Genomic DNA, 10,177 nt, shown 5'->3' on the forward strand with positions numbered 1-10,177 from the left:
AGCGTGAAGCTCAATAAATTCCTCAAAGGAAAACTAGAAGGTGTAAACCCAACAAGAGATTTGCTCAACAACGATACTTTTTTCGAAATAGATGAAAACCTGATTATGTTGAATGCAAATTTTCTTAAAACCCACCCCGATTTCGAAGTGCTTTCGGTAGACGATATGTTTGCCATTTTAGAAGAATTTGTGGGTCACGAGATTAAAAGAGAATAAGTTTTTTAAACGCATAGAAACATAGTTGTTGTTGTTGTTGTTGTTTTATAAAGGCATTTCATTTTTTTTTAGAATGCATAGCTATGTGAAAACCAAGAATTGGTCTATCTAAATCTTTTTTCTATGAATCTATGTGTTTAATTTTTTTTAGGGATTAAGTGTTAATCTTTGAAATTGTGGTGGAAAAAGATTTATATTCCATAGCCGCTAGGATTCCTTTTTTTCATTGAAACTTTTGTCCCATTTCTACCAAACATTTCCTTAAATTTGCTTCCTTATATTGAAAACAAACAAAGAGTTTAAAAAATCAAGCTATGTTACAAATCGCATTTATTAGAGAGAATCAGGAAAAAGTAATCAAGGCTTTGGCAAAAAGAAATATGGATGCCACCGGTGTTGTTGAAGAAATCGTGCAACTGGATGAAGAACGTCGCGCCACCCAAGTGGAGTTGGACGGTGTTTTATCCGAATCTAATAAATTATCCAAAGACATTGGCGAATTGATGAAAAACGGCGAAAAATCCAAAGCCGCCATTCTAAAAGAAAAAACAGTTCTATTAAAAGAAAAAAGTAAACAATTGGCCGAGATTGCCGATGCTTTGGCAAGTGAACTGACGAAAAGACTATACACGTTACCCAATCTTCCCGCCGACATTGTTCCCGAAGGAAAAACTCCGGAGGAAAATCTAAACATTTTTCAAGAAGGCGATATTCCCGTTTTGCACGAAGGTGCGCAACCGCACTGGGAATTGGTAAAAAAATACGACATCATCGATTTTGAATTGGGCGTAAAAATTACTGGCGCAGGATTTCCGGTTTACAAAGGAAAAGGGGCCAGATTACAACGTGCTTTGATTTCTTATTTCTTGGACAAAAACACCGCTGCAGGTTACAAAGAATACCAAGTTCCGCATATGGTTAACGAAGCTTCGGCATATGGAACGGGACAATTGCCGGACAAAGAAGGTCAAATGTACCACGATGCCACCGATAATTTATATTTGATTCCAACAGCAGAAGTTCCGGTAACCAATTTGTTTCGCGACGTGATTTTGAACGAAAACGAATTGCCGGTTTTGGCAACAGCTTATACGCCTTGTTTCCGTCGTGAAGCCGGTTCTTATGGCGCTCACGTTCGTGGATTGAACCGTTTGCACCAATTTGATAAAGTAGAAATCGTGCGAGTGGAACATCCTGACAAATCCTACGAAGCCTTGGAAGGAATGGTGGCTCACGTAAAAAATATTCTCCAAGAATTGAAATTACCGTATAGAATATTGCGTCTTTGTGGCGGCGATATGGGTTTCACATCAGCGTTGACGTATGATTTCGAAGTGTATTCTACGGCGCAAGAACGTTGGTTAGAAATCAGTTCGGTTTCTAATTTCGAGACTTTTCAAGCGAATCGTTTGAAATTGCGTTTCAAAGATAAAGACGGAAAAAATCAATTGGCACATACCTTAAACGGAAGTTCATTGGCTTTGCCAAGAGTTCTAGCAGGAATTCTTGAAAATTACCAAACTCCGGAAGGAATCGTGATTCCTGAGGTTTTGCGAAGCTATTGTGGGTTTGATGTTATTGATTAGTTAGGATACTACCGGAATTCCAAAAAAAAATAACATTTGAATATATGATAGAGATAATTGATTTTTTATTTCCTATTTTAGGAATAATCGGAATTATTTCATTCAGTGTATTTGTCATTCTTGGAGTTGCATATAAATTACATAATAATGAATCAAACGTTTTAAATTATTTAGAAGAAAATATCTATTTTAGAATTTCGGCAATTTTAATAATAATATCATTCGTTTCTATTTTTGGTTTGAACTCTTATGTTAATAAATTAAGCAGAACTGAAATTACCAAGAAAATTGAAAAGATAAATAATTCAGATTTCACATTATACATAAATGATTCGATTAGAAAAAATGATAGTTTAATAATAGCATTAAAGAAAATCAAACAACAGACAAGCGGGAGAAATACTGGGTCAAAAGAAATTAATATAAAACTAAAAACTAAAAGTGAAATTATTGATTTAAAATTACTTAGAGATTTTACTTCAAAAACAAAATATTGGGTATTTTATTCAAAGTATCAAACAACATCAAAAAATTGTATAGGAGAAATAAATACAAATTGTTTAAATGATTGTAAATAAGATTCAGTTTTGCTAATTCTCAAAATAACCAATGAAAAAACTCTTTCTACATATCACCCTGTTTTTTTCATTGATTTGTTTTTCGCAAAATGAGCAATTGGCGCAGTATTACTATGATAAAGGCGATTTTGAGAAAGCTAAAATCAGTTTCGAAGAATTATTAAAAGCAACACCGCAGAACTCCCAATATTTTCAACACGCAATAGATTGTTACCAGCAGTTACAGCAATTTGATATTGCCGAAAAAGCCATTCGGGAACGCTTGGACAAATACAAACAGGGGAATCTTTTGGTGGAATTAGGATATAATTTCCAGTTGCAAAAAAACGAGGCTTCCGCCAAAAAATACTACGACGAGGCAATAGACAGAATCAAGAATAAGCCAAATGAAGTGTACGGAATTTCGAATTCTTTCGAGAAAAAAGTGTTGCTCGAGCAGGCTTTGAAATCCTATCAAACGGCAATAGCAATCCAACCAAATTTTAACTTCAATTATCAAATGGCGCTGCTTTATGGTCAACTCGGCAATACCGAAAAGATGATTTCCATTTTCCTTGACGAAGCTTTTGCCAATCCCCAGAATTCGATACAAATCCAAAATCAGTTGGCTCGTTTTATGGTGGATGAAGGTGATGAAAACTTCACCGAAACCTTGCGAAAGGCATTAATTACAAGAGCCCAGAAAAACCAAGATGTTTTTTGGAACCGTTATTTGAGTTGGTATTATGTGCAACAAAAAGAGTTTGGCAAGGCTTTTATCCAAGAAAAAGCAATCTACAAACGCAATCCGGAATCGCTTTCGAACATCGTGAATTTGGGTCAACTCGCCATCGAAGAAGACGATCCCGAAGCAGCAAAGGAAATTTTGGGATTTGTATTGGAAAACACCAAGGATTTGGAACTGCTTATTCAGGCGAATTCCTATTTGGTAAAAATGAAAATCGAAAAGGCGCAGGAAAAAGATTTTGCCGCCATCAGCACCGAATTAACCGATTTGTTGAAGGAATATGAAATAAGTCCTTTTACGCTATCTTTGCAACTGATTCAGGCGCATTTTGTGGCCTTTAATTTGCGAAAACCCGAGGAAGGAAAGGCAATAATCAAGAAAGCGCTCGATTTGCAATTGAATGATTATGAAGTGGCTCAGGCCAAAATGGAGTTGGCGGATATTTTGCTTTACGAAGAAAAATACAATCAGGCATTGCTTTATTATTCGCAAATTGAAGAAGATTTAAAAAACGATGCCGTTGCGCATGAAGCGAGTTTGAAAGCCGCCAAGACCAGTTATTTTCAAGGGGATTTTGTATGGGCTTTGAAACAGTTCAAGGAATTGAAATCGGCAAGTACACAATTGATTGCCAATGATGCCTTGGAATATTTCCTTTTAATCAATGACAATACCGTTGCCGATTCGACACAAACGGCCTTGAAACAGTTTGCCAAAGGTGATTATTTGTTGTATCAAAACAGGAATCAGGAAGCGATTGTGCAGTTTCATTCGATTTTGAAAAGCTTCAAAGGACAGCAAATCGAAGCAGTAACTTTTTTGCGTTTGGGGAAAATTTACGAAAAACAAGGCGAATATAATTTGGCTATACCCCAATATCAGAATATTATGGATTATCACGCTGACGGAATTTATATGGATGAAGCTTTGTATTTTTCGGCAGAAATATATAATAGCAAATTGCAAGAACCCGAAAAAGCAAAACCACTTTACGAGAAAATAATTTTTAATCATCAAGACAGTATTTACTTTGTCGAGGCTCGAAAGGAATACCGGCAATTGCGAGGAGATAAGAATCTTTAAAAAGGTTAATCGGTTAACTGTTTATTTGTTTAACCGAATTAACGATTAACCAATTAACTAAATCAACAGTAAAAATGATCATTTACAACGTTACCACAAACATACACGAAAGCGTTCACGAAAAGTGGATGATTTGGATGCAACACAAACATATTCCGGAAGTTTTGGCCACGGGAAAATTCTCTTCGGCAAGAATGGTACGAGTTTTAATTGAGGAAGAAATGGGGGGTACAACGTATTCTGTTCAATACACAACCGACAGTAAAGCAACTTTGGAAAAATATTACCAAGAAGACGCGCCAAAATTACGGGATGAAGCTATGCAATTATTTGGAGACAAAATGCTGTCTTTTAGAACGGAATTGGAGTTGATAAGCGAGCATTAAAAAAGTGTTCAGTTGGGAAATAAAATAAAATTGGAGGTCGCAATTTGTGACCTCCAATTATAAAAATATAATTTATTATTGGGTAATGTCTTTTTTTTAATACCTTTGCACTAACAGTACACACCACGCTACAGTTTTTAGCAATAAAGACAGCGTCCCAGGGTGTGTCTTTTGCTTTAAAGACGTTTCGGTTTTTAATTTTTTTAGATTAATTATGTTCGAAAAACTACCTTTTACGATTCAAGAACAGATAGAAAGATTACAAACACGAGGCTTATTAATCACTCCTGAAGACAACGCTGCACATTATTTATCTCATATAAGTTATTATCGGTTGGGCGAATATTGGCATTCGATGCAATCGGATAAAGTCAACCATATCTTTAAAGAAAATAGTAAATTTAAAGATGTAATAGCACTTTATCAATTTGACGGAGAACTGAAAATTTTGTTATTTGACATCATCGAAAAAATAGAAATAAGTTTAAGAACCAAGTTAATTTATCATCTTTCGCACGAATTCAATCCTTGGTGGTTTCAAAATTTCGATTTATTTATAGACAGTAAGGCTTCAGTAAAAACGCTTTCGAGTCTAGAAGAAGAATTAGAACGAAGTAAAGAAATAACAATCAAAAATCATTTCAAAAACCATAAAGACGATTTGCGTTTTCCGCCAGCTTGGAAATCTTTAGAGCAAACAAGTTTTGGATCATTATCAAAATTATATGGTAATTTGAAGAATACCGTTCATTCTAAGGATATAATTGCAAAGGAATATGGAGTTGTTAATCACACTTTTTTACCAAGTTGGCTACAATCCATTGCTCAAATTCGGAATTATTGCGCACATCATTCTAGGTTATGGAACAAAAATTTGCCGGGAAATCCAAAACTATTGCCAAACCCTCCATTTAATTGGGTTGAGGACGTGCCAAAACAGAACGAAAAGTTGTATGTTCATCTCTGCATTATGAAATATTTATTAGATAGAATTCAACCTGAAAATGATTTTGGGCTAAGATTAAATGCATTATTTATTAGATATCCAAATGTTGATCCCAATGCACTCGGAATGAAACCTAATTGGAATAATGAAAATCTTTGGAAATAGTTTTCAGTTTTCGAAATACATTTGAAGAACACAATTTGTGACTTCCAAACATAAACACACTTTGCGCCTTTGTGCCTTCGTGGCAAAACAAAAAAAATATGGAAAAAGTAAAAGCCAAAAAACACCTCGGACAACATTTCTTGAAAGATGAAAGCATCGCCAAGGCAATTGCCGACACCCTGAATCTGGAAGGATATGACGATGTTCTTGAAATAGGTCCCGGAATGGGCGTTTTGACCAAGTATTTATTGGAAAAACCAATCAATGTCTATGTTATCGAAATCGACACAGAATCCGTGACGTATCTGGACGAGAATTATCCGAAGTTACACGGCAGAATTATATCAAAGGATTTCTTGAAATACAACATCAACGAAATTTTCGAAGGCAAACAATTTGCCATAATCGGGAATTTTCCTTATAATATTTCTACACAGATTGTTTTCAAAGCTTTGGAATATCGCAACCAAATACCGGAATTCGCCGGAATGTTTCAGAAAGAAGTTGCCGAACGAATTTGTGAAAAAAAGGGAACCAAAGCCTACGGAATTCTATCGGTTTTAGTTCAGGCATTTTATGATGCCGAATATTTATTTACGGTCGATGAACACGTTTTTATTCCGCCGCCAAAAGTTAAATCGGGAGTTTTACGTTTGCGAAGAAAAGAAAATTACAGTTTGCCTTGTGGGGAAAAATTGTTTTTCACGGTGGTAAAAACCGCTTTTCAGCAAAGAAGAAAAACATTGAGAAATAGTTTAAAAACACTAAATTTGTCCGACGATTTAAGAGAAGACGAAGTTTTTAATCTTCGGCCGGAACAACTTAACGTTGAGCAATTTATAGCACTTACCCAAAAAATAGAAGCCGATGGAGTTTAAAATCAGCAAAGATTTAATTCAACAAATAGCGCAACTCATTCAAGATAAAAATAACCAGCAACTGGAAATTTTATTGAATGATATGCACCACGCTGATTTTGCGGAAATTCTTGACGAGGTAGATATAAATGAAGCGACCTACATTTTCCAGGTTTTGGACAGCGAAAAAACGGCTGAAATTCTTCTTGAACTGGACGATGATTTACGGGAAAAAATATTAAGCCGGCTTTCTTCGAAAGAAATTGCCGAGGAGCTCGATGAATTAGAGACAAATGATGCCGCAGATATTATTGGAGAGCTTTCCAAGGTTAGAAAAGCCGAGGTAATATCAGAACTTCAAGATATTGAGCATGCCAAAGGAATTGTCGATTTGCTTCGTTATCATGAAGATACTGCCGGGGGAATTATGCACAAAGAATTGGTAAAAGTCAATGAAAATTGGAATGTGATGACTTGCGTGAAAGAAATGCGAATTCAGGCAGAGAATATCTCCAGAGTACATTCTATTTATGTGGTCGATGACGAAAATAAACTTAAAGGTCGATTGTCGCTAAAGGATTTGCTGACGGCACCTACTACCAAAACACCTATTAGTGAATTTTATATCAGTAAACTGCATTTTGTAGATGTGGAAACGCCGGATGTAGAAGTGGCCCGAATAATGGATAAATATGACTTGGAAGCCATTCCTGTGATTGATGAATTGGGTCGTTTAGTGGGTCGCATCACGATAGATGATGTCATTGATGTCATAAAAGAAGAAATAGAAAAAAGAGATACCGAAGACATTCAAAAGTTTGGGGGTTTGGAAGCGCTTGAATTACCTTATGTGCAAACCAGGCTTTTTGAAATGGTTAAAAAACGAGCTACTTGGCTGGTTGTTTTATTTGTTGGAGAAATGTTTACGGCCTCCGCAATGGGATTTTTTGAAGGAGAAATAGAAAAAGCAGTAGTTTTGGCATTATTTGTTCCTCTCATCATTTCGAGTGGTGGGAATTCCGGTTCGCAAGCCGCAACCTTGATTATTCGTGCTATGGCTTTAAAGGAATTAACTTTAAAAGACTGGTGGTTTGTAATGAAAAAAGAAATCGCATCCGGATTTTTATTGGGTTCCATATTGGGAATTGTGGGGTTTATTAGAATTATGATTTGGCAGCAAACAGGATTATATCAATATGGAATTCATTGGGTTGCTGTTGCAATGACGGTTTCAATTTCACTGGTTTTTATTGTTTTATGGGGCACACTTTCAGGTTCGATGATCCCGTTTTTGTTAAAAAGACTAAAGCTCGATCCTGCAACATCGTCAGCACCATTTGTCGCCACCTTAGTTGATGTAACGGGTTTGGTTATTTATTTTACGATTGCCTCTTTGTTATTGAAAGGGAAGTTATTATAGAATCAAAAACGCATAGAACAAGTTCAAAACTATTGAAAAAAGATTCTTTTGTTTCAACAAAAACGAGGTATTTGGAATGAATTTTACTTTTGGATTGTGAAAACAATTTCAATTAAATAGATAAAAACAAATTTAAAAATAACACTCTCGGTTCCCTCTCCGAAGGAGGGGGTTGGGGGGAGAAAAAAATAACACAAAATGAAAATACACATTATTGGGGGTGGAAATCTGGGCGTTTCAATAGCATTGGGAATAGCAAAATTTTCAAAAAACAACCAAGTTACCATAACCAGAAGGAATACCGCAAGCATTTTGCATCTTGAAAATTTAGGAATCACGGTTTCTACGGACAATACACATCATATTCAAGAAGCGGATATTATTATTTTGACCATAAAACCCTATCAGGTTGATACTGTTTTGGGCGAAATACTTCCAAAAATCTCCAACAAAACTATTGCTTCGGCAGTGAGTGGATTGTCAGTAGAGAATTTGCAAAATAAAATAGGAGCTTTAAACAGCGCCATCCGAATTATGCCTAATATTGCGGCTCAATTTGGAGCATCGGCGACTTGTATTGCTTTCCGTGAAAAAGACAAAGAGAACGGACTAAATGTGGTTGCATTATTCCAAGACTTGGGAACGGCACCTATTATTGACGAAAAACTGATGGATGCGGCTACGGTTTTAGCGGCAAGCGGAACGGCTTTTGCCTTGCGTTATATTCGCGCTTCCATGCAAGCCGGAATCGAAATAGGATTTGATTGGCAAACGGCTTTGGCGATTTCTGCCCAAACCGTAAAAGGAGCTGCCGAAATGCTTTTGGAAGAAAAAGGACATCCTGAACAATTAATTGACAGGGTAACAACACCACAAGGCTGTACCATTGCGGGATTAAACGAAATGGAAATGCACGGATTCAGTTCGTCATTGATTAGAGGAATCAAGACTTCTTTAAAACAAATTAAGGGATAAATTAATATATTTTAGCATTCCTTTCGGTCGGGCTGTATGCTGTATCCACGCAAAAAAGTGTGGGATGCCGCTTCCATCCCTAATGCAAAAAGAGTAACTTGCCAATAATACGAAACATCAAACATTAAACCTTAAACTTTGGACAAAGAAATCAAAATTCTTCATATCGACAGCAATCATCCATTGCTTTGGGAACAATTGCAGCAAGCGGGATTTATCAATCATGAAGATTTCACTTCTTCGAAAGAAGAGATTGAAACCAAAATTCAAGATTATCAAGGCATTGTTATCCGCAGCCGATTCAAAATCGACAAAACATTTCTGGACAAATCGACTAATTTGCAATTCATTGCACGCGTTGGCGCTGGTTTGGAAAGCATTGATTGTGACTATGCTTTGTCAAAAAACATCCAACTTATTGCAGCACCCGAAGGCAACAGGAATGCGGTGGCCGAGCATACTTTGGGAATGATTTTGTCCCTTTTCAATAATTTGAATAGTGCCGACAAGGAAATAAAATCAGGTCATTGGAACCGAGAAAAAAATCGTGGTCACGAACTCGACGGAAAAACCGTCGGAATTATTGGTTATGGAAATATGGGAAAATCCTTTGCCAAAAAACTGCGAGGTTTTGATGTAGAAGTTTTGTGTTATGATATTCAGGAAAACGTTGGCGATGAAAATGCCAGACAAGTTTTACTCGAAGAATTACAACTCAAAACCGATGTTTTGAGCTTGCATATTCCTTGGACTCCCGAAACGGACAAGATGGTCAACACGAATTTCATCAACGCTTTTGCGAAACCATTTTGGATAATAAACACCTCAAGAGGGAAAAATATTGTAACCGCAGATTTAGTTGAAACAATGCAATCCGGAAAAATTCTTGGTGCTGGTTTAGACGTTTTGGAATACGAGAAACTGTCTTTTGAAACCCTTTTTCAAGACAAACACACACCGGAAGCTTTCCAATATTTATTGGATGCAAAAAACACAATCCTTACGCCGCACATTGCTGGTTGGACATTTGAAAGTCATGAGCGATTGGCGCAAGTAATTGTCGATAAAATAAGGGCAAAATACTCTTTAAAGTAAATGGTTTTTTATGCCATTGGTTAATATGTTTTAGTCCAATCGTTCTGGTATAATGCCGCTGTATATTTCATTTAGTTCCCTTTTTATTGGACTAATTTGAAATAACTACCGGTATTGTTATCGTTTTCTAGCATAAATTTTGC

Annotated in this window: 9 protein-coding genes and 1 pseudogene; all 10 read left to right on the forward strand. The window is 36.2% G+C overall.

The genetic code is table 11. From position 1 onward, the window contains the following. Positions 1 to 216: pseudogene (locus tag B2145_RS08655) on the forward strand (hypothetical protein); the annotation flags it as partial. 314 nt (positions 217 to 530) lie between these two features. After that, a complete protein-coding gene (gene serS, locus B2145_RS08660) occupies positions 531 to 1,802 on the forward strand; it encodes a serine--tRNA ligase (RefSeq protein WP_291101038.1) in 1,272 nt (423 codons plus the stop codon). Between the two features lie 44 nt (positions 1,803 to 1,846). Beyond that, positions 1,847 to 2,380 (forward strand): hypothetical protein, encoded by a 534-nt coding sequence (locus B2145_RS08665; RefSeq protein WP_291101040.1) that lies wholly within the window; start codon positions 1,847 to 1,849, stop codon positions 2,378 to 2,380. A gap of 31 nt (positions 2,381 to 2,411) precedes the next feature. Continuing rightward, on the forward strand, positions 2,412 to 4,190 hold the full coding sequence (locus B2145_RS08670) for a tetratricopeptide repeat protein (protein WP_291101043.1): 1,779 nt from the start codon (positions 2,412 to 2,414) through the stop codon (positions 4,188 to 4,190). Between the two features lie 74 nt (positions 4,191 to 4,264). Further along, on the forward strand, positions 4,265 to 4,576 hold the full coding sequence (locus B2145_RS08675) for a DUF4286 family protein (RefSeq protein WP_291101046.1): 312 nt from the start codon (positions 4,265 to 4,267) through the stop codon (positions 4,574 to 4,576). A 214-nt stretch (positions 4,577 to 4,790) separates the two neighbouring features. Further along, a complete protein-coding gene (locus B2145_RS08680; RefSeq protein ID WP_291101049.1) occupies positions 4,791 to 5,687 on the forward strand; it encodes an Abi family protein in 897 nt (298 codons plus the stop codon). A gap of 98 nt (positions 5,688 to 5,785) precedes the next feature. After that, positions 5,786 to 6,565 carry a 16S rRNA (adenine(1518)-N(6)/adenine(1519)-N(6))-dimethyltransferase RsmA gene (gene rsmA, locus B2145_RS08685; RefSeq protein ID WP_291101051.1) on the forward strand — a complete coding sequence of 260 codons (780 nt, stop codon included), beginning with the start codon at positions 5,786 to 5,788 and terminating at the stop codon, positions 6,563 to 6,565. After that, the gene (gene mgtE / locus B2145_RS08690) at positions 6,555 to 7,964 is read left to right on the forward strand and encodes a magnesium transporter (RefSeq protein WP_291101054.1); all 1,410 of its coding nucleotides are present in this window, start codon (positions 6,555 to 6,557) and stop codon (positions 7,962 to 7,964) included. The genes rsmA and mgtE overlap by 11 nt, the downstream gene beginning before the upstream one ends. Before the next feature lie 198 nt (positions 7,965 to 8,162). After that, positions 8,163 to 8,939 (forward strand): pyrroline-5-carboxylate reductase, encoded by a 777-nt coding sequence (gene proC / locus B2145_RS08695; protein WP_291101057.1) that lies wholly within the window; start codon positions 8,163 to 8,165, stop codon positions 8,937 to 8,939. A gap of 138 nt (positions 8,940 to 9,077) precedes the next feature. Continuing rightward, positions 9,078 to 10,034 (forward strand): 2-hydroxyacid dehydrogenase, encoded by a 957-nt coding sequence (locus B2145_RS08700; protein WP_291101060.1) that lies wholly within the window; start codon positions 9,078 to 9,080, stop codon positions 10,032 to 10,034. The last annotated feature ends 143 nt before the right edge of the window (positions 10,035 to 10,177 follow it).

Origin of the sequence: Flavobacterium sp. UBA5153 (genome assembly GCA_002413745.1) — a bacterium.
GTDB lineage: Bacteria > Bacteroidota > Bacteroidia > Flavobacteriales > Flavobacteriaceae > Flavobacterium.

Excerpts from the sequence above, each read along its gene's own strand:
- proC (WP_291101057.1), top strand. The coding sequence starts at position 8,163 with ATGAAAATACACATTATTGGGGGTGGAAATCTGGGCGTTTCAATAGCA.
- B2145_RS08675 (WP_291101046.1), top strand. The coding sequence starts at position 4,265 with ATGATCATTTACAACGTTACCACAAACATACACGAAAGCGTTCACGAA.
- B2145_RS08670 (WP_291101043.1), top strand. The coding sequence starts at position 2,412 with ATGAAAAAACTCTTTCTACATATCACCCTGTTTTTTTCATTGATTTGT.
- B2145_RS08680 (WP_291101049.1), top strand. The coding sequence starts at position 4,791 with ATGTTCGAAAAACTACCTTTTACGATTCAAGAACAGATAGAAAGATTA.
- B2145_RS08665 (WP_291101040.1), top strand. The coding sequence starts at position 1,847 with ATGATAGAGATAATTGATTTTTTATTTCCTATTTTAGGAATAATCGGA.
- serS (WP_291101038.1), top strand. The coding sequence starts at position 531 with ATGTTACAAATCGCATTTATTAGAGAGAATCAGGAAAAAGTAATCAAG.
- rsmA (WP_291101051.1), top strand. The coding sequence starts at position 5,786 with ATGGAAAAAGTAAAAGCCAAAAAACACCTCGGACAACATTTCTTGAAA.
- mgtE (WP_291101054.1), top strand. The coding sequence starts at position 6,555 with ATGGAGTTTAAAATCAGCAAAGATTTAATTCAACAAATAGCGCAACTC.